Source organism: Pantoea sp. SIMBA_079, assembly GCF_046940275.1.
Taxonomy (GTDB): domain Bacteria; phylum Pseudomonadota; class Gammaproteobacteria; order Enterobacterales; family Enterobacteriaceae; genus Pantoea; species Pantoea borealis.
In genome coordinates this window covers 111,061-133,412 of record NZ_JAWRYR010000003.1, presented here as the reverse complement: position 1 = coordinate 133,412, position 22,352 = coordinate 111,061, and the positions used below count along the sequence as shown (strand labels likewise).

General features: G+C 57.6%; 24 protein-coding genes. 6 read left to right on the top strand and 18 right to left on the bottom strand.

The features are described from left to right. Positions 1-40: 40 nt before the first annotated feature. Positions 41-283 carry a hypothetical protein gene (locus tag SB719_RS06380; RefSeq protein WP_292968511.1) on the bottom strand — a complete coding sequence of 81 codons (243 nt, stop codon included), beginning with the start codon at positions 281-283 and terminating at the stop codon, positions 41-43. 113 nt (positions 284-396) lie between these two features. Between SB719_RS06380 and SB719_RS06375 the strand changes: the two genes are divergently transcribed. Continuing rightward, entirely contained in the window at positions 397-1,188 is a 792-nt protein-coding gene (locus SB719_RS06375; protein WP_293005958.1) for a siderophore-interacting protein, read from the top strand. Between the two features lie 40 nt (positions 1,189-1,228). Here SB719_RS06375 and SB719_RS06370 read toward each other — a convergent pair whose 3' ends face one another. Together SB719_RS06370 and SB719_RS06365 are read right to left on the bottom strand one after the other, a co-directional pair. Then, positions 1,229-1,510, bottom strand: coding sequence for a SelT/SelW/SelH family protein (locus SB719_RS06370; RefSeq protein ID WP_065648219.1), 282 nt, complete (start codon positions 1,508-1,510; stop codon positions 1,229-1,231). Beyond that, complete coding sequence (locus SB719_RS06365; RefSeq protein ID WP_412159046.1) at positions 1,503-2,504, bottom strand: MDR family oxidoreductase; 1,002 nt, start codon at positions 2,502-2,504, stop codon at positions 1,503-1,505. The genes SB719_RS06370 and SB719_RS06365 overlap by 8 nt, the downstream gene beginning before the upstream one ends. Before the next feature lie 161 nt (positions 2,505-2,665). On the opposite strand from SB719_RS06365, the gene SB719_RS06360 reads away from it, so the two are divergent. Further along, entirely contained in the window at positions 2,666-4,813 is a 2,148-nt protein-coding gene (locus tag SB719_RS06360) for an ornithine decarboxylase (RefSeq protein ID WP_412159045.1), read from the top strand. A gap of 47 nt (positions 4,814-4,860) precedes the next feature. Here the strand turns inward: SB719_RS06360 and mltC are convergent, their stop codons facing one another. The 3 genes from mltC to mutY are packed head-to-tail and all read right to left on the bottom strand — an operon-like array spanning position 4,861 to position 7,352. Beyond that, positions 4,861-5,940, bottom strand: a complete 1,080-nt coding sequence (gene mltC, locus SB719_RS06355; RefSeq protein ID WP_065648222.1) for a membrane-bound lytic murein transglycosylase MltC — start codon at positions 5,938-5,940, stop codon at positions 4,861-4,863. 54 nt (positions 5,941-5,994) lie between these two features. Beyond that, entirely contained in the window at positions 5,995-6,267 is a 273-nt protein-coding gene (locus SB719_RS06350; protein ID WP_039380106.1) for an oxidative damage protection protein, read from the bottom strand. Continuing rightward, on the bottom strand, positions 6,267-7,352 hold the full coding sequence (mutY, locus tag SB719_RS06345; RefSeq protein WP_412159044.1) for an A/G-specific adenine glycosylase: 1,086 nt from the start codon (positions 7,350-7,352) through the stop codon (positions 6,267-6,269). The genes SB719_RS06350 and mutY overlap by 1 nt, the downstream gene beginning before the upstream one ends. A 154-nt stretch (positions 7,353-7,506) precedes the next feature. On the opposite strand from mutY, the gene trmB reads away from it, so the two are divergent. The 3 genes from trmB (at position 7,507) to SB719_RS06330 (ending at position 9,557) form a co-directional block, all read left to right on the top strand. Then, complete coding sequence (trmB, locus tag SB719_RS06340; RefSeq protein WP_065648224.1) at positions 7,507-8,226, top strand: tRNA (guanosine(46)-N7)-methyltransferase TrmB; 720 nt, start codon at positions 7,507-7,509, stop codon at positions 8,224-8,226. Beyond that, complete coding sequence (locus tag SB719_RS06335) at positions 8,226-8,552, top strand: YggL family protein (RefSeq protein WP_292968517.1); 327 nt, start codon at positions 8,226-8,228, stop codon at positions 8,550-8,552. Before trmB ends, SB719_RS06335 begins: the two co-directional genes overlap by 1 nt. Positions 8,553-8,840: 288 nt before the next feature. Beyond that, positions 8,841-9,557, top strand: coding sequence for a DUF2884 domain-containing protein (locus SB719_RS06330; RefSeq protein WP_065648226.1), 717 nt, complete (start codon positions 8,841-8,843; stop codon positions 9,555-9,557). Positions 9,558-9,585: 28 nt separating this feature from the next. Here SB719_RS06330 and hemW read toward each other — a convergent pair whose 3' ends face one another. From hemW to SB719_RS06310, 4 genes are read right to left on the bottom strand one after another with little or no spacing between them, the layout of a single operon-like run. Continuing rightward, complete coding sequence (hemW, locus tag SB719_RS06325; RefSeq protein WP_314688887.1) at positions 9,586-10,716, bottom strand: radical SAM family heme chaperone HemW; 1,131 nt, start codon at positions 10,714-10,716, stop codon at positions 9,586-9,588. Further along, a complete protein-coding gene (rdgB, locus tag SB719_RS06320; RefSeq protein ID WP_293005948.1) occupies positions 10,709-11,302 on the bottom strand; it encodes an RdgB/HAM1 family non-canonical purine NTP pyrophosphatase in 594 nt (197 codons plus the stop codon). Before rdgB ends, hemW begins: the two co-directional genes overlap by 8 nt. A 20-nt stretch (positions 11,303-11,322) precedes the next feature. After that, complete coding sequence (locus SB719_RS06315; RefSeq protein ID WP_065648229.1) at positions 11,323-11,877, bottom strand: YggT family protein; 555 nt, start codon at positions 11,875-11,877, stop codon at positions 11,323-11,325. A 12-nt stretch (positions 11,878-11,889) separates the two neighbouring features. Then, on the bottom strand, positions 11,890-12,597 hold the full coding sequence (locus SB719_RS06310) for a YggS family pyridoxal phosphate-dependent enzyme (protein WP_293005946.1): 708 nt from the start codon (positions 12,595-12,597) through the stop codon (positions 11,890-11,892). A 15-nt stretch (positions 12,598-12,612) separates the two neighbouring features. On the opposite strand from SB719_RS06310, the gene SB719_RS06305 reads away from it, so the two are divergent. Next, positions 12,613-13,620 carry a type IV pilus twitching motility protein PilT gene (locus SB719_RS06305; RefSeq protein ID WP_292968526.1) on the top strand — a complete coding sequence of 336 codons (1,008 nt, stop codon included), beginning with the start codon at positions 12,613-12,615 and terminating at the stop codon, positions 13,618-13,620. A 104-nt stretch (positions 13,621-13,724) separates the two neighbouring features. Here the strand turns inward: SB719_RS06305 and ruvX are convergent, their stop codons facing one another. The 8 genes from ruvX to metK all read right to left on the bottom strand — a co-directional run bounded on the left by ruvX (position 13,725) and on the right by metK (position 22,057). After that, positions 13,725-14,141, bottom strand: coding sequence for a Holliday junction resolvase RuvX (gene ruvX / locus SB719_RS06300; RefSeq protein WP_065648232.1), 417 nt, complete (start codon positions 14,139-14,141; stop codon positions 13,725-13,727). After that, positions 14,141-14,704, bottom strand: a complete 564-nt coding sequence (locus tag SB719_RS06295) for a YqgE/AlgH family protein (RefSeq protein ID WP_065648233.1) — start codon at positions 14,702-14,704, stop codon at positions 14,141-14,143. The genes ruvX and SB719_RS06295 overlap by 1 nt, the downstream gene beginning before the upstream one ends. Positions 14,705-14,790: 86 nt before the next feature. Next, positions 14,791-15,735, bottom strand: a complete 945-nt coding sequence (gshB, locus tag SB719_RS06290; protein WP_039380084.1) for a glutathione synthase — start codon at positions 15,733-15,735, stop codon at positions 14,791-14,793. A gap of 96 nt (positions 15,736-15,831) precedes the next feature. After that, positions 15,832-16,563, bottom strand: a complete 732-nt coding sequence (rsmE, locus tag SB719_RS06285; protein ID WP_304236058.1) for a 16S rRNA (uracil(1498)-N(3))-methyltransferase — start codon at positions 16,561-16,563, stop codon at positions 15,832-15,834. Positions 16,564-16,637: 74 nt separating this feature from the next. After that, entirely contained in the window at positions 16,638-17,342 is a 705-nt protein-coding gene (gene endA / locus SB719_RS06280; protein ID WP_314688889.1) for a deoxyribonuclease I, read from the bottom strand. A 79-nt stretch (positions 17,343-17,421) separates the two neighbouring features. Further along, positions 17,422-17,934, bottom strand: coding sequence for a SprT family zinc-dependent metalloprotease (locus SB719_RS06275; protein WP_314688890.1), 513 nt, complete (start codon positions 17,932-17,934; stop codon positions 17,422-17,424). A 98-nt stretch (positions 17,935-18,032) separates the two neighbouring features. Further along, on the bottom strand, positions 18,033-19,427 hold the full coding sequence (locus SB719_RS06270; protein ID WP_065648236.1) for a sugar porter family MFS transporter: 1,395 nt from the start codon (positions 19,425-19,427) through the stop codon (positions 18,033-18,035). 1,478 nt (positions 19,428-20,905) lie between these two features. Beyond that, a complete protein-coding gene (metK, locus tag SB719_RS06265) occupies positions 20,906-22,057 on the bottom strand; it encodes a methionine adenosyltransferase (RefSeq protein ID WP_065648237.1) in 1,152 nt (383 codons plus the stop codon). Positions 22,058-22,352: the final 295 nt, after the last annotated feature.

Here is a 22,352-nt window from a genome sequence, read left to right as displayed (position 1 = left end):
TTAAATGAAACCCTAAATTATCATGCGACTTTTACCGGTGTTACTTTCCGCGACGCTTGCCGTTGTTTCCTCGCTGGCACACGCACAAATGGCTGAACCCTTTTCGCCCCCCGATGGCCTGCATCCGCACCAGCAGCGCTGCGCTCAGCAGGAAATTGTGGGTGATAATGCATTGCCTCAGTATGAAAACAGTGAGAATGCTCCACTCTGCTGCAGCGATCTGCACGTCTGACATCTTCCGCCCGTCGTTCTCTGCTGAGGCGGCAACCGCATTTTTCGACATTGTGTCCGGGCGCGGTCACCGCTATCGTTTCGCCACGTAATGAGAATTATTTACATTAAATAAGCGTGGCGGCGCGAGCAGAGCGTGTTTCAGCCGCTGCCGGGAGAAGTGAAGTGTCACAGAAAAACAGTCGTGCACCACAGCGCGTGCGTAATGAACTGCGCTTTCGTCATCTGACGGTAGCCAGCAAAATCCAGGTCGCCGGCGTGTTCTGGCGCATTGTGTTTACCGGAGCCGATCTGGCAGGCTTCCATTCACCCTCGTTTGACGATCATATCAAACTGTTTTTTCCGCCCGAACCGGGCTGTGACCTCGCACTGCCGCAGATGGGAGAAGAGGGCATTATCTGGCCTGAGGGCGTTCGCCCCGCCGCGCGCGACTACACGCCGCTGGCGTTTAACGGTATTGATTCGCTGACGCTGGATTTCTATATGCATGATGATGGCGTGGCGAGTGGCTGGGCAGCGGCGGCTAAGCCTGGCGATCGGATTGCGATGGGCGGACCGCGCGGTTCCTGCATCATGCCGGCGGATTACGCCTGTCAGGTGTATGTCTGCGATGAAACCGGCCTGCCTGCTTTTAAGCGGCGTTACGCCGGGCTGCAGGCGCAGCGCGTTCACCTGCTGGCGTTTACGGATGCCGCTACCGGACACAGCTATCTGGGAGAGATGGAAGGGGTGACCGCTCACTGGCTGGGAAGCAACCGTATGGCAACTACCACGCCGGCGCAGCTGACAGCCGAACTGGCTGCCATCGATTTTACCGGGGGTGACTATTTTGTCTGGCTGACCGGGGAAGGAAACGCGGTGAAGCAGCTCAGCGACTATTTTACGCAGCAGCGCGGCGTGCATACGGATTTCATTCGCGCTGTCGCCTACTGGCATCAGAAATCACCTGAGAAGTAAGCCACGGCAGACGCATCGCCTGCCGGCAGACAGGGACGCTCTAACGCCGCCTGTCTGCATGGCCCAGCGAGCGATCCGGCCAGCAGTAGTCGCGTACGCGCTGTTTTAGCGTAACCGCATCCGGAAATCCGCCGTCGCGTTTGCGCTCCCAGATAACCTGACCATCCACGCTGATCTCGAAGACGCCGCCGGTGCCGGGCTGCAGCGTGACCGCGCTGAGATCGTCGCTGAAGGTCTGCAGCAGCTCCTGAGCCATCCACGCGGAACGCAGCATCCAGTTGCACTGGGTGCAGTAGTGCAGGGTAATGGCGGGCTTAGACATCGGCAACGCCCTGACGGCAATCCACTATCAGCCGGCCGCGCACGTTGCCCGCCAGCAGCTGTTCGGCACCCGCCTGCGCTTCGCTTAGCGGGATGATGCGGGTTATCTGCTGCAGCAGCGCGCTGTCGGCCTGTTCTGCCAGTCGCTGCCATACCTGCTGACGCAGCGGCTGCGGACACATAACGCTATCGATTCCGGCCAGCGTGACGCCGCGCAGAATAAACGGTGCCACGCTGCCCGGCAGATCCAGCCCCTGCGCCATTCCGCACGCGGCTACCACACCGTCGCGGCGCATCCCTGCCAGCACGTTGGCCAGCGTGTGGCTGCCCACGGTATCAATGGCGGCGGCCCAGCGCTCTTTTGCCAGCGGTTTACCCGGTTCGCTGAGTTCAGCACGATCGATTACCGCTGTGGCGCCCAGCGTATTGCACAGGTAGTCGCGCTCAGCCGCGCGTCCGCTGGCGGCGACCACTTCATATCCCTGGCGTGCCAGCAGGCTCACCGCAAAACTGCCCACGCCGCCGCTGGCGCCTGTCACCAGCACCGGGCCGTGCTGCGGGGTGATGCCCTGTTTTTCCAGCGCCATCACACAGAGCATTGCGGTGAATCCGGCCGTGCCTATCGCCATTGTCTGCTGCGGGCTCAGCGCATCCGGTACGCTGACCAGCCAGTCGCCTGAGACGCTGGCTTTCTGCGCCAGTCCGCCCCAGTGCTTTTCACCCACGCCCCAGCCGGTCAGCAGCGCCAGATCGTTCTGCTGCCAGGCCGGATGGCGGCTGTGGGTAACACGGCCAACAAAGTCGATGCCTGGTACCATAGGAAACTGGCGTACGACAGGCCCTTTATTACAGATGGCGAGCGCATCTTTGTAATTCAGTGTGGAGTAGCTGATATCGAGGATAACATCCCGATCGGGAAGCTGTTGCTCGGAGAGATCCTGAAGGGAGGTGCGATACCCCTGTGCATCATTTTCAATGACTAATGCTTTGAACATGCCGCCTCCGGCGATAGGAAGTGTGCAGCCAATAGTACCCCTGATTGTGAGCCGCAGCAAAAAATGCCATTATCGCGACCGGCGGGTGTCCTGCACCGGTCACGCCGTTCCTTTCTGTGCCACTGGCACCCACTCATCCTGTTATGCCGGGGATTTGAGTTATGAACCCATTGAAAATAGCCGCCAGCGTCGCAATTGCGCCGGGCCTGAGCCTGAATACCACCCGCGATGTCGTGACGCTCGACACGACCGACTTTACTGACGTTGCCGCGGTGGTGCTCTCGCTGGCGGATACGCGCAGCGGCGTACTGATGCTGCTGCGCCAGACCGGATTTAACCTGCCGGTATTTGTGGCTAACGCGTTTGATACCGCAGTGCTGGATCTGCCTGGCGTGACCGGAGAAATCAACGGCGCAGCTGAAGAGTGGCAGGCGCTGGAGCAGGCTGCGCAGCAGTATGAGGCGGCACTGCTGCCGCCTTTCTTTGATACCCTGACGCGCTACGTCGATATGCAGAACAGCACCTTCGCCTGCCCGGGCCATCAGGGCGGGGCGTTTTTCCGCCGCCATCCCGCCGGGCGGCAGTTTTATGAATTTTATGGGGAAAACCTGTTCCGCTCTGATATGTGTAATGCAGATGTCCGGCTGGGCGATCTGCTAATCCATGAAGGCTCGGCGAAAGATGCGCAAAAGTTTGCAGCCCGCGTTTTTAACGCCGACAAAACCTATTTTGTGCTGAACGGAACATCAAGCGCTAATAAAGTCGTCACCAATGCGCTGCTGACGCGCGGCGACCTGGTTCTGTTCGATCGCAATAATCATAAATCCAACCATCACGGCGCGCTGCTGCAGGCGGGCGCCACGCCAGTCTACCTGGAGGCGGCACGTAATCCGTTTGGCCTGATTGGCGGCATCGACGCGCACTGTTTCGATGAAAGCTATCTGCGGGCAGAGATCGCAAAGGTTAACCCTGAACGCGCCAGGCAGGCGCGGCCATTCCGGCTGGCGATTATCCAGCTCGGCACCTATGACGGCACCGTTTACAACGCGCGTCAGGTGGTGGACCGCATCGGTCATCTGTGCGACTACATTCTGTTTGACTCCGCGTGGCTCGGCTATGAACAGTTTATTCCGCTGATGGCAGCGGGTTCACCGCTGACGCTTACCCTGACGGAAGACGATCCGGGGATCTTTGTCACCCAGTCAGTACACAAACAGCTGGCGGGCTTTTCGCAGACCTCACAGATCCATAAAAAGGATAATCATATCCGTGGTCAGCAGCGCTTTTGCCCGCATAAGCGGCTGAACAACGCCTTTATGCTGCACGCCTCAACCAGCCCGTTTTATCCGCTGTTTGCCGCGCTGGATATCAACGCGCGTATGCACCAGGGCGAGGCAGGACGCAGCCTGTGGCACGACTGCGTCATACAGGGCATTGATGCGCGTAAAGCGATCCTGCAGCGCTGCACCATGATTAAACCGTTTCTGCCTGCTCAGGTACACGGCGCGCCGTGGCAGCAGGCAGACAGCGCCGCTATCGCCCGCGATCCGGCTTACTTTAGCTTTGAGCCCGACGCAGAGTGGCACGGCTTCAGCGGCTATGCGCCGGGCCAGTATCAGATTGACCCCTGTAAGCTGCTGCTCACTACACCGGGTATCGACGCAGGCAGCGGCGCATACAGCGACTTTGGCATTCCGGCTACCATACTGGCGAACTATCTGCGTGAAAACGGCATTGTGCCGGAGAAGTGCGATCTGAACTCCATTCTGTTCCTGCTGACGCCGGCAGAGAGTGCGGAGAAGATGTCGCATCTGGTGGCGATGCTGGAGCAGTTTGAACAGCAGGTGCGCGAAGATGCGCCGCTGGCGGAAGTGCTGCCGAGCCTGTATCGCAAGCATGCGGAGCGCTATCGCGGCTATACGCTGCGCCGCCTCTGTCAGGAGATGCACGACCTCTACGTCAGTTTTGCCGTTAAAGATCTGCAGAAAGCGATGTTCCGCGCTGACTGTTTCCCGCCGGTAGCGGTGAATCCGCAGGATGCACATCAGGCTTATATCCGTGGTGACGTGGAACTGGTGCCGGTCGCAGAAGCGGAAGGGCGCATCGCGGCGGAAGGGGCATTACCCTATCCACCGGGCGTGCTGTGCGTCGTACCCGGCGAGGTGTGGGGCGGGGCGGTACAGCACTACTTCCTGGCGCTGGAAGCGGGGATCAACCAGCTGCCGGGCTTTTCACCGGAGCTGCAGGGCGTTTATATTGCGGAAGAGAGCAGCGGCTATAAGCGGCTGGTGGCCAATATGCTGGCGTAAGCGTATCGCGCCCTGACCCGATGGGGCAGGGCGCGACGATCAGGCACTTAATAGCGGTGATAGCTGCGCTGCGCCTGGTTAACTTTGTAGAGATAACGGCGCGACTCGGCGGAGGGATGGCTGGTGGTCAGCGTCTGATAGACATCGGCTGGCGACATGCCGTTGATCCGCGAGAATGCGCGATCTTTATCGCTGGAGAAAACGCGCAGTACGCTGCCGGCTCCCCCGTTATACGCGGTGATCACCGCATAACGGCGCGACGTAGGATCCTGAATGCCGCCCAGGTAGCTTTTCTGCAGCAGCGACAGATAAGCCGTACCGGCATCGATGTTGTTTTCCGGGTCCAGCAGATAACTGCGGCTCGGCTTGCCCCATTTACCTTTCATGCGGAAGACATCAACGCCGGCAGTATGCTGCACCACCTGCATCAGCCCCAGCGCATCAGCGTGGCTGACCGCATAGGGGTTAAAGCTCGACTCAGTCTGCATAATCGCCAGAATCAGTGAGGCATCGACACCATACTGCTCAGCAGATTTGCGTACCATCGGCAGATATTTATGCGCACGCTTGTCGAGATGGTTTGGCACCATAGGAATGGTTACCGACCAGATCACATGCAGCCCGGCGGTACGTTTTTGCAGTTTATTCTGGATCAGGTAGTCCGCAAAGCTGGCGGCGCGCCCCTGCCAGCGAATGGGCTGACCGGTATTATCCAGCACCTGGCCATACAGCAGCGGCTCTTTACTGATCTTAATATCGTTGGCGTCAGAGTAGAGATCGACATTACCCGGATCGTCGCCGATCAGCAGGGTGGTGACGATCGCCTGACGCAGACTGGCCATGGGATCGGTACCGGAGATGGTCTCAATCGTGATACTACCCTTGTCGAAGTTAATGTGACTGCGGGTGTAGTAGCTGTCACTGTACTTCACATAATCTTTCGGCCCGGCGATGAGGACTTCATTAATGCCCCAGATATTTTCAATATTGGCGGCAAACTGCCCCATCAGAATGTCAAAGCCGTTGGTATCTTTCACCCACTCTTCGTGATACTGCGATTTTTTTTGTCCGGAGCAGGAGATCAATAGCGGCGCGATCGCCAGCAGGGCTATCAGTTTTTTATTCATCGTGAATCTGTGCCTGACTCAAAAAAGCGGGCCTCAAAGGAAGGCCCGGAACGGTTATTTTTCTGGCGGGGTAAAACCTTCGATATGCACATCTTTGCCTTCAAACAGGAAATTGACCATCTCCTTTTCCAGCACTTTGCGATCTTCCGGATTCATCATGTTGAGCTTTTTCTCGTTGATCAACATGGTCTGTTTCGACATCCACTGCTGCCAGGCTTCTTTAGAAATCTCATTATAGATGCGCTTGCCCAGCTCACCGGGATAGAGCTGAAAATCCTGGCCCTCAGCGTCACGCTGCAGATAGGTACAAAAAATAGTGCGGCTCATTACTCTTCCTCTTTAATCGCGCGCGATGACAGTGACAGTTGCTGCGGATGGCGTAATTCATGCAGTAAACGCTCTACCGGGGCAGCAAGGCCCACTGACGGTGGTTGCGCTAAGTTATACCAGAGACCGCCAGCTTCATCCATCAGCGACCCCGCGGATGGCCCTGCCAGCCACATAGGCACAATATCCAGATGGAAATGGCTGAAGGTATGGCGAAATGCGGTGAGCGGCTGCGGATCGCCGGTGATACCGTGCTGTGTCAGCCACTCCCGCAGTGCATCCTCGCTGGAAAACTGGGGAAAGCAGTAAAGACCGCCCCACAGTCCCACAGGCGGACGCTGCGCCAGCCAGACGTTATCGCCATCCTGCATCAGCAAAAACCAGCCGCTGCGTACCGGCAGAGTGACTTTGGGCTTTTTGCCCGGATAGTCAGCCCAGCTCTGGCTGGCATACGCTTCACAGCCGCTATTAAGCGGGCAGATTTCACACTTTGGTCGCGAGCGGGTGCAGACCAGCGCGCCGAGATCCATCATCGCCTGATTAAACTGGCTGACACCCTGCGCTGGCGTCACTGCTTCGCTAATCTGCCACAGCTGCTTTTCGACCTCTTTTTTGCCAGGCCAGCCACCGATTGCGTAACAGCGCGCCAGCACGCGTTTGACGTTGCCATCCAGAATCGGAAAATGCAGGCCAAGCGACAGTGAAAGGATCGCCCCGGCGGTCGAGCGACCCACGCCCGGCAGGGCAGCAATTGCCGCGAAGTCCGGCGGGAACTCACCGCCGTGCTGATCCACGACCTGTTTAGCCGCTTTATGCAGGTTGCGCGCCCGCGCATAGTAGCCGAGGCCGGTCCAGAGATGCAGCACTTCATCCAGCGGCGCGGCAGCAAGATCGCGCACGGTGGGAAAACGTGCCATAAAACGGTCAAAATAGGGGATTACCGTGGCAACCTGCGTCTGCTGCAGCATGACCTCTGAAAGCCACACTTTGTAGGGCGTCTTTTCCAGCTGCCACGGCAGCGTTTTACGGCCAAAGCGGTCATACCACTTCAGCACCTGTTGCGCGAATTGCGACGCCTGCATCATATGAAGGAAATTTTCCGTGTTTACTCTACAATCAGGCAGGAATTGCAGCACAGAGCGTCAGGGGTGTAAACCGGAAGATTGCAAAGGCTTGCTTCTGACCTTTAACTTTGCATAATGCCCGTTTCCCCGAACAGGCTAACCAGCAGGCTTCAACATGATAAATGACGTCATCACTCCGGAATTTGATGAAAACGGGCGGCCGCTGCGCCGTATCCGCAGCTTCGTACGCCGCCAGGGGCGGTTAACGAAAGGTCAACAGCTCGCGCTGGATCAATACTGGCCGGTGATGGGCGTAGAGTATCAGCCCGCGCCGCTGGACATGACCGCGCTGTTCGGGCGCGACGCACCGCTGGTGCTGGAGATCGGTTTTGGTATGGGCGCCTCACTGGTGACCATGGCGCAAAACAACCCGCAGCAGAATTTCCTGGGCATTGAAGTGCATGCGCCAGGCGTGGGTGCCTGCCTGGCATCGGCAAAAGAAGCGGGCGTAGAGAATCTGCGGGTCATGTGTCATGACGCGGTAGAAGTGCTGGAGCATATGATCCCGGATAACTCCCTGCGCATGGTGCAGCTTTTCTTCCCCGATCCGTGGCATAAAGCGCGTCACAATAAACGTCGTATTGTGCAGGCGCCGTTTGCTGAGCTGGTTCAGCGCAAGCTGAAGCTCGGCGGCGTATTCCATATGGCCACCGACTGGGAAGATTACGCTACTCATATGCTGGAAGTCATGAACAGCGTGGCGGGTTACGTTAATCAGTCAGCCACCCAGGATTACGTGCCGCGTCCTGAGACGCGTCCGTTGACTAAATTTGAGCAGCGCGGGCAGCGACTGGGCCATGGCGTGTGGGATTTGATGTTTGAGAGGGTAAAATAATGGCCGTACAGCGTAGTCGTCGTTTACGTAAGAAACTGCATATTGATGAGTTTCAGGAACTGGGTTTCTCCGTAGCATGGCGTTTTGCCGACGGAACCACTGAAGAGCAGATTGATGCCACGCTGGATCAGTTTATCACTGAGGTGATCGATCCAAACGGCCTGGCCTATGACGGTAGTGGCTATCTGGTGTGGGAAGGCCTGGTCTGCCTGCAGCAGACCGGAAAGTGCACCGATGAGCACCGTGAGCAGGTGCGCAAGTGGCTGGAAGGGCGTGAATTGTCTGATATCCAGATAACGGAACTCTTCGACGTCTGGTGGGACTAAGCTGTAGTGCGACATGCGGGTGCGCATTTCTGCGCGCCCTGTACTGCACTGCACCAGGGGCGTATTAATGCGCCCCCTGTGATGTAATGCGCCCCCTGCGATGTAATGTGCCGCCGGGTCGCCATTGGAACATCGCGCCGGCACGCAAAACCTGTAGGGGCGCCATTAATGGCGCCCGTTGAAACACTGCGCCAGGGGCGCATTAATGCGCCCCCTGTGATGTAATGTGCCGCCGGGTCGCCATTGACCGCACAATACTCACCCCGCACAGCACATTCAGGAGATTTCATGATTCGTAAGGCTCTTTTTGCTGCGCTGCTGGTGACCGCCGCGCAGGCACACGCCGACTACCAGTGCAGCGTTAACCCGCAGGATGATGTGGTGATCACCGCGCAAAGCGTTCAGGTTGTCGGCAGCAACGGCAATCTCACGATGACTCCCCAGGGTGATGTCACCTTTAACGGCAAAGCAGTCAGCGTTGATAATGCGGCACGTCAGCAGGCAATTGATTACCAGAATGCACTGCGTCGTGATTTACCGTGGGTCAACAGCGGCGCAAAAACGCGCCTTGAGCGCGGACGCGCCGCACTGGATAACGTGATCGTTGAGAAGCTGGGCAGCGACAGCAACGTACGCAACCGCCTGACCACGCTGGATGGCCAGCTGAAACAGCAAATGAACCGCATCATTGAGCAGCGCCAGGATGGCCTGACGTTCCACCATCAGGCGATAAACCAGGTGCGCGCTGACGGGCAGAAGCTGGTACAGAGCACGCTGGGTGGCGTACTGCAGGATAGCCTGAATGAGATGGGCACGCAGCAGGCGACCAGCGGTGGTAATCCGCTGCAGGCGCTGATGGGCAACCTGGGGGGGCTGCAGCAGTCGATTCAGACGGAATGGAATAACCAGGAGCGGGATTTCCAGAACTTTGGCCATGAGGTCTGTAACCGGGTCATCGCACTGGAAAATCAGCGTAAAACGCTGGTGAAAAGTATTAACAAGTAAAGAAAGAGCGGCCACCGGGCCGCTCTGATTACATAAACAGTTCCAGCAACGAGTTCAGAAAGAGTTTGCCCTTCTCCGTGATCTGCCACTCGCTGGCGCTCTCTGTGACATAGCCTGCGGCGATAGCCTGATCCATTTGCGCGCGGATCGCCTGCTCATCCAGCCCGGTATAGCGCTGAAACTCCGCGCGCGGTGCCGCTTCCAGCAGCCGGAACCGGTTCATAAAGAACTCAAACGGCTTATCTTCGTTTGCCACCTCATGCTGTTTATCAAGGTAGTTGCTCTTCATAAAGCCACGCGGGTGTCGGGTTTTTACCGTCCGCACAATGCGACCATCAGGCTGCGTCAGCTTGCCGTGTGCACCGCAGCCGATACCGAGGTAATCTCCGAAGCGCCAGTAGTTGAGGTTGTGCTCACAGCGATAGCCCGGTTTCGCGTAGGCTGACGTTTCATACTGCTGATAGCCGGCAGCCGTCAGCAGCTGGTGTCCCTGCTCGTAGATATCCCACAGCGCATCATCATCCGGCAGCTGCGGCGGTCGGGAACCAAACAGCGTGTTCGGCTCAATGGTCAGCTGATACCAGGAGAGGTGCGGCGGGTTAAGCGCGATCGCCTGCCGGAGATCGTCCAGCGCCTCTTCCAGCGACTGGTCGGGCAGACCATGCATCAGGTCCAGATTAAAACTGCGCAGCCCAAGCGCGGCGGCCAGTTCGGCGGCGCGCTTCGCCTCCTGCGGGCCATGAATACGCCCCAGCCGCTCCAGCTTCTGCGGGCTAAAGCTCTGCACGCCGATGGAGATGCGATTGATCCCCGCGGCCTGATAGCCGCTGAAGCGATCGGCTTCTACCGTGCCGGGGTTCGCTTCCATAGTGATTTCCGCATCAGCCGCCAGCGGCAGGCGTGCCCGCACGCCATCCATCAGCGTCTGCATCGCGTGACTGCTCAGCAGGCTTGGCGTCCCCCCGCCGATAAAGATCGTGCGCACCTCCCGTCCGGCGGTCAGAGGCAGATCCTGCTCAAGGTCCTGCAACAGATGCTGCACATACTCCAGATGCGGGACTTCACCTTTCAGTGCGTGCGAGTTGAAGTCGCAGTAGGGGCACTTCTGTACGCACCACGGAATATGGATGTAGAGGCTCAGCGGCGGTAACTCAGCCATTGCGCATCGCGTCCAGCAGCAGCGTTAACGCTTTACCCCGGTGAGAGACGGCGCGCTTCTCCTCTTTGCTCAGTTCAGCCGCGGTTTTACCCAGTGCCGGCACAAAGAAGATGGGATCGTAGCCAAAGCCGCCTTCACCGGCCGCCGTACGGGTAATTTCGCCTGCCCAGCTGCCGTGGAAGACCAGCGGCACCGGGTCAGCGGCGTGACGCACATAGACCAGTACACAGTGGAACTGCGCCTGACGCGCGCCATCCGGCACATTCTCCAGCGCCAGCAGCAGTTTCTCCAGATTTTGCTGGTCGCTGGCCTCTGCGCCAGCATAGCGGGCGGAGTAGATGCCCGGCGCGCCGCCCAGCGCATCCACGGCCAGACCGGAATCATCCGCGATAGCCGGCAGGCCGGTTATCTGTGCCGCATGACGCGCCTTCAGCAGCGCATTTTCAATGAACGTCAGACCCGTCTCTTCGGCTGAGTCCACGCCGAGTTCAGTCTGCGCCACGATATCCAGGCCAAAATCAGCGAGCAGGCCGGCCAGTTCGCGAACCTTGCCGGGATTACCGGTTGCGAGAACAACTTTTTGCATAACAGTTCCAGATTAACAAATTACAGCAGATACCAGAGACCCGGGAACAGGTCCATGCCAAGGAAATTCAGCGCGTAGAGCACCAGAATCACAATCATGGCGGAGAAGTCGATACCGCCCATAGCGGGCAGCATACGGCGGATAGGTGCCATCAGCGGCTCGGTAAGCTGTACCAGCACATAATCCAGCGGGCCGCGCCCCTGACTGATCCAGCTCATCAGCGAGCGAATGATAATGACCCAGAACACCAGATTACCGGCTGACTTCAGCAGCGACAGCAGCCCCACCAGCAGATTAGTAGGATCAACCGAGAAGGCGCCAACCTGAATCAGCAGCAGAATCGGATACTTCAGCGTGGTCAGCACAAACGCCAGCAGCAGCGAGGCGGTATCGATGGGGCCGATAGCGGGCAGCACGCGGCGCAGCGGTTTGATCACCGGCTGCGTAATCTTCACCACAAACTGCGCCAGCGGGTTGTAAAAATCGCAGCGCGACCACTGCATCCAGATACGCAGCAGCAGTACCATGACGTAGAGATCGATCAGCGTTTTGACTAAAAACGTCAGTGTTAACATGGAGTTCCTCAGTTATTGTTGTGAAGGTCGCGCATAATCCCGCGCGCCAAACAGGGCGGTGCCAATTCTTACCATGGTGCTGCCTGCCGCGATCGCCGCTTCCATATCGTCGCTCATGCCCAGTGAGAGCGTATCAATAGCGGGATAAGCGTGCTGCAGCGCATGAAACGCGCTGGCCATCTGCTGGCAGACCGCCAGCTGGCGCGCATAATCCTGCTCCGGAGCAGGAATCGCCATCAGACCGCGCAGGTGTAAGCGGGGCAGGGCGGCGATGGCCGCGGCCAGCGCCGGAACAGCCTCCAGCATGATGCCAGATTTACTGTTTTCGTCACTGATATTTACCTGAATTAACACGTTCAGCGGCGGCAGATGCGCCGGACGCTGATCGTTAAGCCGCTGCGCAATACGCAGGCGATCAACGGTATGACACCAGGCAAAATGTTCAGCGACCAGACGGCTTTTGTTGGATTGCAGCGGGCCGATAAAGTGCCACTGCAGATCGCCCTCTGCCGTCAGCGCCATTATTTTATCTACCCCTTCCTGTACGTAGTTTTCGCCAAACGCACGCTGCCCGGCGGCAACCGCTTCTGCGACAGCGCTCGCAGGTTTGGTTTTGCTGACCGCAAGCAACGTGATCTCTTCTGGCGCCCGGCCGCAACGCACGGCAGCGGCAGCGATACGGTCGCGTACCTGATGTAAGTTGTGCTCAATGGAAGTCATAGTCAGGAGAAATAAATGGATTTAGATGAAATTGTGGCCCTTAGTGTAAAGCATAACGCCGCCGATCTGCACCTGTGCAGCGGACATTTACCGCACTGGCGGCGGCAGGGCGTGCTGGAACCGGTGCCGCAGCAGCTGCCGCTGCCGTCCGGGTGGCTGGAGACGTTTGTCACGCAGTTTCTCAGCGCTGCGCAGCAGTCAGAACTTGATGTTACCGGACAGGCTGATTTTGCCCTGACGCTCAGCAGCGGCGTACGGCTGCGTGCCAATCTTTTCACCCAGCGTCACGGATTGTCACTGGCGCTGCGGCTGATTGCGCAGACGATCCCGCCGCTGGCGCAGCTGCGCCTGCCGCCAGCCGTGCAGCAGCTCCTGCAGCTGCAGGATGGACTGGTGCTGATCAGCGGCGCAACCGGCAGCGGCAAGTCGACCACGCTGGCCGCACTGGTACAGGCGCTGAACCAGCAGCAGGCGCGGCACATCATCACGCTGGAAGATCCGATCGAGTTTGTGCACCGGAGTCAGCGCTCGCTGATTCAGCAGCGTGAAGTGGGAACGCACTGCCTCTCTTTTCAGCATGGGCTGAAAGCGGCGCTGCGTGAAGATCCTGACGTGATACTGCTGGGCGAACTGCGCGACAGTGAAACGATCCGCCTGGCCCTGACCGCGGCTGAGACCGGACATCTGGTGCTGGCCACGCTGCATACCCGTAGCGCGGCGCAGGCGGTTGATCGTCTGGTGGATGTCTTTCCGGCCGAAGAAAAAAATCTGGTGCGTACGCAGCTGGCGGGCAGTCTGAAAGCGGTAGTGGCACAGCGGCTGGTGGCGGCGAAAGCGGGCGGGCGTGTCGCGCTGTATGAAGTACTGATTGCCACGCCTGCGGTAGCCAGCCTGATCCGCGAAGGCAAAGGGCATCAGCTGCCGGGCGTGCTGCAGACCGGCGCGCAATCTGGCATGCAGACCTTTGCGCAGAGCGAGCTGGCACGCCGCGCGGAGGGCATTATTGACCAGGCAAGCGGGTAGCTGACCTGAAGCAGAAGTCACGCTGCAACAGCAGTGCGCCCGGCCAGCGCCGGGTACACTCGCTGAGCGGCACGTTATCCATCGCCTTTACGCCGCTATCAGCGTCAGTGGGTTTCGAACCAGTCCTGCAGAATAATCACGGCTGACTGAGAATCGACCTGTCCTTTCTGCAGCGCACGAAAGCCACCGCGCTCAAAGAGATCGGCGCGCGCCTCAACGGTACTGAGGCGCTCATCCTGCAGCTCAACGCGTACACCAAAGCGGCCGTGCAGGCGACTTGCAAATTTGCGCGCGCGGGCAGTCAGCGGCTGTTCGGTGCCGTCCATGTTCAGCGGCAGGCCGACCACCACATAGTCGGGCTGCCACTCCTTCAGCAGTTTCTCAATCAGATTCCAGTCTGGCGTGCCGTCCTGTGCTTTTAGCGCCGTCAGCGGACGTGCGGTGCCGGTGAGCTGCTGACCCACGGCAACGCCAATGCTTTTGGTGCCAAAATCAAAGCCGAGCAGCGTTGCATTCTGCATCAGGCGTGTCCCGCATCGCTGGTCATATTATGAATATCAACACCCATACTGCGGGCGGCTTCGCGCCAGCGTCCGGCAATCGGCGTATGAAATAAAATATGCGTATCAGCCGGGGTGGTAAGCCAGGCATTTTCCAGCAGCTCGTTCTCCAGCTGATCTTTTTCCCAGGCGCAGTAGCCAAGTGCGACCAGCACATTCTCAGGCTGCTGCGCGGTGCCGATCGCTTCCAGCACATCACGCGAGGTCGTGATCACGGTGTTGTCTGAGATGCGAATACTGGAGGCATAAGTATGCTGCGCAGAGTGCAGAATAAAACCGCGATCTTCCGCCAGCGGGCCACCGGCAAATACCGGTTTATCGAGCTTAATCGCCGGATCGCGCTCTGACGGAGTGATTTTTAGTTTCTTCAGAATACCTTCTACCGTCAGGTTCTCCATCGGTTTATTAACAATCAAACCCATTGCACCCTCTTCATTATGCTCGCAGATATAGACAACAGAGCGTTTGAACAGAGGGTCCTGCAGAGAGGGCATCGCTATCAAAAAATGATGCTGTAAATTCATTGTCACTCATTTACCGAAGAGAACCGGCGCCAGTGCGGCAGCGCCGGTATCAAAGGGGTTAGGGAGTTTGCACTCCGGCTGCGTCCTCAGCCCAGACGTTTTTCGATTGCGTCCATCAGCATACCGGTAACCGAAATCGGGAACGCCGCTTCAATTTCCCGTACGCAGGTTGGGCTGGTGACATTCACTTCAGTAAGTTTATCACCGATGATATCCAGGCCAACAAAAATCAGCCCCTTCGCTTTCAGCGTGGGGCCGACGCGCCGTGCAATTTCCCAGTCGCTGTCAGAAAGCGGACGCGCTTCGCCGCGACCACCGGCGGCAAGATTGCCGCGCGTTTCGCCGCCCTGCGGAATACGCGCCAGACAGTAAGGCACGGGCTCGCCATCCACGACCAGGACGCGCTTATCGCCCTCTTTAATCGCCGGCAGATAATTTTGCGCCATACAGAAAAACTGGCCATGGTTGGTCAGGGTTTCTGTAATTACGCCAAAGTTGGCATCATCCTGCTTAACGCGGAAGATCGATGCGCCACCCATGCCGTCGAGCGGCTTCAGAATGACATCACCGTGCTCCTGCCAGAAAGCGCGCAGCTGCTCTTTATTGCGGGTGACCAGCGTATCCGGTGTCAGATCCGCAAACCATGCAGTATAGAGCTTTTCGTTACAATCGCGCAGACTCTGCGGCTTGTTGACAATCAGCGTACCCTGCTCCTCAGCCCGCTCCAGCAGATAAGTCGCGTAGATAAACTCGGTATCAAAAGGCGGATCTTTACGCATCAGCACGACATTGAGATCGGCCAGCGGAATGGTCTGCTCGCTGCCGAACTCATACCACTGCGAAGCATTCTGCTCCACGCTCAGCAGACGCGTACGGGCGTAAGTCACGCCACCGCGCAGAGAGAGGTCGCCCATCTCCATGTAATGAATTTCGTAGCCACGACGCTGTGCTTCCAGCAACATGGCGAAGCTGGTGTCTTTTTTAATATTGATGGACGAAATCGGGTCCATCACAATGCCAAGCTTAATCATTATTCTCTCCTCAGAGGGGATATCAGCGACGTCCTTCCATGCGAAAGCGTCGTGCTGTTTAGTAGTCTGCGTCTCTTTTACGGCCAGAATTATCCCTTAACCGAGATCGCCAAACCTCACCTGAAGTGCCGTTATCGCGGTGAGGGCAGTGGTTTCCGTGCGCAGAACGCGCGGCCCCAGCAAAATATCTGTAAAGCCCTGCTGCGCCGTCATGGCGATCTCTTCAGCAGATAAACCCCCTTCAGGGCCAATCAGCAGCCGCACCCGTTCAACCGGTTGTGGCAGGGTGTTGATACTGTGGCTGGCACGCGGATGAAGATTCAGCCTGACGCCCTCATCAGCCTCTGCACACCAGGCTTCCAGCGTCATCGCCTCCCGAATCAGCGGCACGCGGTTGCGGCCACACTGCTCGCAGGCGGCAATAGCAATCTTTTGCCACTGCTGGATCTTCTTTGCCAGTCTTTCTGCATCCAGCTTCACGCCACAGCGCTCAGAAAACAAGGGCGTAATCACGTTTACGCCCAGCTCTATCGATTTCTGGATGGTGAATTCCATTTTTTCACCACGCGACATCACCTGGCCCAGATGTAAATGCAAGGGCGATTCCCGGTCATCAGGCTGACCGCTAAGAACCCTTACTTTTACACGCTTTTTATCCGCCTGGGTGATTTCGGCGTTAAAAGTCAGATTAGTGCCATCAAACAGTTCAAGCATCTGCCCGGCGCCCATGCGCAGTACGCGGCCAACGTGGTTAGCGGCATCATCTTCAAGAAAGATTTCACTGTCGACAGAGAGCGGTTCGGGGTGATAAATGCGGGGTATACGCATGCGGTTCCTGCCAGCGTTATTGCCGCATCCCGTGATGCGGCGCAAAAATAATAAGCTAGTTTAGGGTAGCGCTTTTAGCGCTGGCAAGCGCGCTGTACATACGGATTATGATTTCCCTGTACCTGAGCAATGCGGCTGTCGCGCTCGCACTCCCAGACGCTGACCGGATAGAGCTTGTCCCAGGCGCTGAACAGCTGCGTTTGCTGGCGCGAGAGACGCAGCTGATAACGATCGCGCATGTAAAAGTAGGTGCGCGCGATGGCGCCGCGCGCGCGGGCTGGCGGTTCAGCCAGTTTCTGTTTGAAGTCGACTTTCATCGCACACTGGCCGTAAGGCTGCTCGCCACCGTTCCACTGGCTGTACTGGAAATTGTTGCGGTCGCCGTTAACCTCGCCGATGGCGGGCTGAAGATTATGCAAATCGCTCTCTATACGGCGGTACACCTGATCTTTGGCGCAGTTTTTTCGTCCACCCTCCTGCCAGCACTGGCGCTGATGGCCAAATTCCCACGCCGGAACCACATGCTCCCATTCGATGCGCCCGGCGCGGTTGGCATTTTTTCGTACGCTATAGCCGCAGCTTTTGAGATCCGGTACACCTTTTTTCCCGTGCCAGCTGATTGTGCAACCGCAGTAGAAGTCAGGCGCATCCGCATTGATTTGCGAAGCCACCACCTTTGCCTGGCGAAAATTATTCTGATGAAACGAAGAGAAGCTGAGGCTATACGCGCTAAGCGGTGCCAGCAGCAGGGGAAGAAGTAACAGCGTTTTGCGAGACATATTCCAGAAATTTACCCGATACCCGAAAAAGGGCGGCAGGGTAGCAGAATGACCGGAGCGGGGAAATGGGATTAGCGCGCTATATGTTGCTGAATTCGCCAGGCTGCAGCAGTGAGCCACAGCGGACACAGCGATAGTCACTTTCACCGCGCAGTACGCGATTATGCCGGCGCACGGTAAGCTGATGCTGCTGACAGCTGCAGCGATAGGCGAAGGTATTGGTACGCACTGAGCTCAGGGCAAACTGATGCGTACGGCGTGCCGGCACGCCCAGCACCGTCTCCATCATCCACTTCCACTCTTTGCCATGCGGCGCGACGCGCCCGAAGCGCTTCCACACCAGCAGATGCGCCAGCTCATGCGGCACGACTTCATCGGTGAACGCCTGCAGGTTTTCCTGCAGCAGCACCGGGTTCAGCCGGATCTCCCACTTCTCCAGCCAGGCGGTGCCCGCCGCGGTGCCGCGCTGCTGATAAAGCAGTGCGGGTTCATCAAACGTGCATTCAAGGCGCTGTGCGGCAAGCTGCAAAAAGTGCCGCAGCGATCGCATGACCGCCTGCTGAAAGGCAACAGGTACGCGGGAAGTTTTCATGGCGCGCAGCATACCATACGCTGCGCTGGCGCGGCAGAGCACTGTCGCGGCCATAAAAAAGGGCCGCCCGCAGGCAGCCCTCATCACTCAGAAGACGATTACTGCTGACCGATATCGCGCAGCTTCTTCCCTGCCATCAGGTTACGCTCAATGTGCTCCAGTGAGACGTTTTTGGTCTCCGGGATCAGCACCAGCGTCAGGACAATAAAGAACAGGTTGAGGCCGGCGTAGACCCAGAAGGTCGGTGCGTTGCCCAGCGTGTTCAGCATAGTCAGGAAGGTAGCGCCCACGATCATATTGGCGATCCAGTTCGTGGTGGTCGAGACGGTGATCCCGAAATCGCGTCCTTTCAGCGGCTGAATTTCAGAGCAGAGCACCCAGATCAGCGGGCCGGCAGACATCGCAAAGCCAATGATAAACATCAGCAGCATCGCCACGGCGAAGTACTGTGCGCCCTGCGAGTGGATGCCGAGGTGCAGCATGGTTCCGAGAACGCCCATGCCGGCCGCCATGACCATAAAGCCCAGCACCAGCGTCGGCTTACGGCCCCAGCGATCGACCAGACCGATAGCGATGAAGGTCGCCAGGACGTTGACCAGACCAACAATCACCGTACCCCACATCTGCTGCGTGGTGTTAGCGAAGCCGGCAATTTCAAAAATCTTCGGCGCGTAATACATAATGACGTTCATACCGGTGAACTGCTGCATGACCTGCAGCAGCACGCCAAGGAACACCGCACGACGGAAGTTGCTATTGCCCTGGAACAGCTGCCAGCCAGACTGTTTAACTTTCAGGCTTTCACGGATCTCATCCAGCTCGCGTTTGGCCTGCTCGCTGGTATCACGCAGGCGATCGAGTACGCGCTGCGCATCACGGAAGTTACCTTTCGCAGCCAGCCAGCGCGGGCTGTTTGGCAGGAAGAAGACGCCCACCAGCAGCAGAATCGCAGGGATGGTGATCACGCCCAGCATCCAGCGCCATTCTCCGGAGGCACTGAACGCGGTATCAGAGAGGTAGGCACCCAGAATACCGATGGTGATCATCAGCTGATAGAGTGAAATCATACTGCCGCGAATTTTCTCTGGTGCAATTTCAGAGAGATAGAGCGGAGCGGTGTAAGAAGCCACGCCAACAGCCAGGCCCAGCACAACGCGGGCAGCAATCAGCATCTCCGGATTGGGCGCCATAGCGGACCACAGCGACCCGATAACAAACAGGACAGAGCCGGCCATCAGGCTCTTTTTACGACCCAGGTGCGATGACATCCAGCCGCTGCCGATTGCACCGACCGCCGCGCCAAACATCATTGAGCTGACAATCCACTCCTGCTGATGGGCAGTGACGTTGAAATCTTTAGCGATAAAGGGCAGGGCACCTGCGATGACACCGATATCCAGCCCGAACAGCAGGCCGGCTAACGCCGCCAGAAAGCAGACAAACAGGGTCATCGCCTTGTTTGAGGTTCTGCTTTTGTGAGTATTACCAGGCATAAAGCCTCCGAAAGTTATTTGTCTTGTTTTTTATTAATGCTAAGAGACCTGTACACGATAAAAAGTGAGGGCGATCACATGAATGTAACCGCTTACACACGCCGAAACCCTGTAATCCAGCATTTTTTGCCCGGAACAGTCTCTTCGCCAGTAAGGTATAGCACCCTACAAGTTTCTGACATCGCTTTAAATATTGCCTATCAGACGACGCTGAAAATAACGCATTTTCAGAGTGATGACTACGCTGAAAAATCTCTAAATTACAGATAAAAAAAGAGTTTTAGAATGTAATCGTTAACACTTTGTTATCACAGCGGTGAGTAGAGTGTAGTCAGTGAAAAATTTTATGCCTGAGAAAGCCGGAGGCCGGCCAGTACGAAGGATCTGGCACGGTACGCAGGGGGCGCATTACGCAGGGGGCGCATTCCGTAGGGGGCGCATTCATGCGCCCCTGGGTTCAGGTGATGTACGCGGCCAGGGCGGCATAAATGCCGCCCCTACAATGGCACGGCATGCAGGGGCGCATTCATGCGCCCCTGGGTTCAGGTGATGCATGCAGCCAGGACGGCATAAATGCCGCCCTGCAAAAATATTCCGTAGGGGGCGCATTCATGCGCCCCTGGGTTCAGGGGATGCACGTGGCCAGGACGGCATAAATGCCGCCCTGCAAAAATATTCCGTAGGGGGCGCATTCATGCGCCCCTGGGTTCAGGTGATGCACGCGGCCAGGGCGGCATAAATGCCGCCCCTACAATGGCACGGCACGCAGAGGGCGCATTCATGCGCCCCTGGGTTCAGGTGATGTACGCGGCCAGGGCGGCATAAATGCCGCCCCTGCAAAAATATTCCGTAGGGGGCGCATTCATGCGCCCCTGGGTTCAGGGGATGCACGTGGCCAGGGCGGCATAAATGCCGCCCCTGCAATGGCACGGCACGCAGGGGGCGCATTCATGCGCCCCTGGGTTCAGGTGATGTACGCGGCCAGGGCGGCATAAATGCCGCCCCTGCAAAAATATTCCGTAGGGGGCGCATTCATGCGCCCCTGGGTTCAGGGGATGCACGTGGCCAGGGCGGCATAAATGCCGCCCCTGCAATGGCACGGCACGCAGGGGGCGCATTCATGCGCCCCTGGGTTCAGGTGATGTACGCGGCCAGGGCGGCATAAATGCCGCCCCTGCAAAAATATTCCGTAGGGGGCGCATTCATGCGCCCCTGGGTTCAGGGGATGCACGTGGCCAGGGCGGCATAAATGCCGCCCCTGCAATGGCACGGCACGCAGGGGGCGCATTAATGCGCCCCTGGGTTCAGGTGATGTACGCGGCCAGGGCGGCATAAATGCCGCCCCTGCAAAAATATTCCGTAGGGGGCGCATTAATGCGCCCCCTGGAATCAGATGATTTACGAAATCAGAGCGGCGGGGTACGTTCAGGCACAAAAAAGCCCGCTCAGAGCGGGCTATTACATAAAGGAGTGTGCGCTTACAGGCCGGCGGCTTCGCGCAGCAGGGCGGCTTTATCGGTCTGCTCCCACGGGAAGTGCTCGCGACCAAAGTGACCGTAGGCGGCGGTCTCTTTATAGATAGGTTTCAGCAGATCCATCATCTGAATGAGACCATAAGGGCGCAGGTCAAAGAATTCACGAACCAGCAGCGTCAGCTGTTCGGTCGCTACTTTTTCAGTGCCAAAGGTTTCTACCATGATTGACGTTGGCTCTGCCACGCCGATAGCGTAGGAAACCTGAATCTCGCAGCGATCGGCCAGGCCGGCAGCAACAATATTTTTTGCCACATAGCGCGCTGCGTAGGCTGCAGAGCGGTCAACTTTTGACGGATCCTTACCGGAGAAAGCACCGCCACCGTGACGAGCCATACCGCCGTAGGTATCAACGATGATTTTACGGCCGGTCAGGCCACAGTCACCCATCGGGCCGCCAATAACAAAGCGACCGGTCGGATTGATATGGTATTTAGTGCTGGCGTTGATCCACTCAGCAGGCAGCACCGGCTTAATGATCTCTTCCATCACGGCTTCACGCAGATCGGCCTGAGAAACCTCTTCCGAATGCTGGGTTGAGAGCACGACAGCGTCGATACCAACAATTTTGCCACCGTCATACTGGAAGGTGATCTGGCTTTTGGCATCCGGACGCAGCCACGGCAGTGCGCCATTTTTACGCACTTCGGCCTGACGCTGCACCAGACGGTGCGCATAGGTCACCGGCGCGGGCATCAGTACATCGGTTTCGTTGGTTGCGTAACCAAACATCAGGCCCTGATCGCCTGCACCCTGTTCCAGCGGATCGGTACGGTCTACGCCCTGATTAATATCAGGTGACTGCTTGCCAATAGCGCTTAGTACGGCGCAGGAGTTGGCATCAAAGCCCATATCAGAATGAACATAGCCGATCTCACGTACGGTGTTGCGGGTGATCTCTTCGATATCGACCCAGGCGCTGGTGGTGATTTCACCGCCCACCAGTACCATACCGGTTTTGACGTAAGTTTCGCAGGCCACGCGCGCTTTAGGATCCTGTTCGAGGATGGCATCCAGCACGGCATCGGAAATTTGGTCAGCGATCTTATCAGGATGTCCTTCTGATACGGACTCAGATGTAAAAAGGTGTTTAGCCATTCTGTTCTTTACCTTAGAAATGGGTTGAATTCGACTGCATAGCGCCAGTGAAAAACCTGCTTAGCGCCCCTTCAGGCAAAGCCACGAGCAGCAGGGAGTGTCAGCACGCCAGGCTCACACCGCCTGGAACTTATTCAGTTTAGATGGAAAACCATCTGGACGGCTATTTTAGGTTACCCGATGTGCATTTTACCAGAGCTTTTTCTGATTCCGGTTGTTTCAAAAAGCGGCTTGCTGGAAGCTTTTGCTGACAGCGCGCGCAGGGCGGGGACAAAGATTTTGCAATTTTACGCGG

What these genes read in the sequence shown, in the direction of transcription:
- SB719_RS06380 (WP_292968511.1), bottom strand. Translation starts at nt 283, where the DNA reads ATGTCGAAAAATGCGGTTGCCGCCTCAGCAGAGAACGACGGGCGGAAG.
- SB719_RS06370 (WP_065648219.1), bottom strand. Translation starts at nt 1,510, where the DNA reads ATGTCTAAGCCCGCCATTACCCTGCACTACTGCACCCAGTGCAACTGG.
- SB719_RS06365 (WP_412159046.1), bottom strand. Translation starts at nt 2,504, where the DNA reads ATGTTCAAAGCATTAGTCATTGAAAATGATGCACAGGGGTATCGCACC.
- SB719_RS06360 (WP_412159045.1), top strand. Translation starts at nt 2,666, where the DNA reads ATGAACCCATTGAAAATAGCCGCCAGCGTCGCAATTGCGCCGGGCCTG.
- mltC (WP_065648222.1), bottom strand. Translation starts at nt 5,940, where the DNA reads ATGAATAAAAAACTGATAGCCCTGCTGGCGATCGCGCCGCTATTGATC.
- SB719_RS06350 (WP_039380106.1), bottom strand. Translation starts at nt 6,267, where the DNA reads ATGAGCCGCACTATTTTTTGTACCTATCTGCAGCGTGACGCTGAGGGC.
- mutY (WP_412159044.1), bottom strand. Translation starts at nt 7,352, where the DNA reads ATGATGCAGGCGTCGCAATTCGCGCAACAGGTGCTGAAGTGGTATGAC.
- trmB (WP_065648224.1), top strand. Translation starts at nt 7,507, where the DNA reads ATGATAAATGACGTCATCACTCCGGAATTTGATGAAAACGGGCGGCCG.
- SB719_RS06335 (WP_292968517.1), top strand. Translation starts at nt 8,226, where the DNA reads ATGGCCGTACAGCGTAGTCGTCGTTTACGTAAGAAACTGCATATTGAT.
- SB719_RS06330 (WP_065648226.1), top strand. Translation starts at nt 8,841, where the DNA reads ATGATTCGTAAGGCTCTTTTTGCTGCGCTGCTGGTGACCGCCGCGCAG.
- hemW (WP_314688887.1), bottom strand. Translation starts at nt 10,716, where the DNA reads ATGGCTGAGTTACCGCCGCTGAGCCTCTACATCCATATTCCGTGGTGC.
- rdgB (WP_293005948.1), bottom strand. Translation starts at nt 11,302, where the DNA reads ATGCAAAAAGTTGTTCTCGCAACCGGTAATCCCGGCAAGGTTCGCGAA.
- SB719_RS06315 (WP_065648229.1), bottom strand. Translation starts at nt 11,877, where the DNA reads ATGTTAACACTGACGTTTTTAGTCAAAACGCTGATCGATCTCTACGTC.
- SB719_RS06310 (WP_293005946.1), bottom strand. Translation starts at nt 12,597, where the DNA reads ATGACTTCCATTGAGCACAACTTACATCAGGTACGCGACCGTATCGCT.
- SB719_RS06305 (WP_292968526.1), top strand. Translation starts at nt 12,613, where the DNA reads ATGGATTTAGATGAAATTGTGGCCCTTAGTGTAAAGCATAACGCCGCC.
- ruvX (WP_065648232.1), bottom strand. Translation starts at nt 14,141, where the DNA reads ATGCAGAATGCAACGCTGCTCGGCTTTGATTTTGGCACCAAAAGCATT.
- SB719_RS06295 (WP_065648233.1), bottom strand. Translation starts at nt 14,704, where the DNA reads ATGAATTTACAGCATCATTTTTTGATAGCGATGCCCTCTCTGCAGGAC.
- gshB (WP_039380084.1), bottom strand. Translation starts at nt 15,735, where the DNA reads ATGATTAAGCTTGGCATTGTGATGGACCCGATTTCGTCCATCAATATT.
- rsmE (WP_304236058.1), bottom strand. Translation starts at nt 16,563, where the DNA reads ATGCGTATACCCCGCATTTATCACCCCGAACCGCTCTCTGTCGACAGT.
- endA (WP_314688889.1), bottom strand. Translation starts at nt 17,342, where the DNA reads ATGTCTCGCAAAACGCTGTTACTTCTTCCCCTGCTGCTGGCACCGCTT.
- SB719_RS06275 (WP_314688890.1), bottom strand. Translation starts at nt 17,934, where the DNA reads ATGAAAACTTCCCGCGTACCTGTTGCCTTTCAGCAGGCGGTCATGCGA.
- SB719_RS06270 (WP_065648236.1), bottom strand. Translation starts at nt 19,427, where the DNA reads ATGCCTGGTAATACTCACAAAAGCAGAACCTCAAACAAGGCGATGACC.
- metK (WP_065648237.1), bottom strand. Translation starts at nt 22,057, where the DNA reads ATGGCTAAACACCTTTTTACATCTGAGTCCGTATCAGAAGGACATCCT.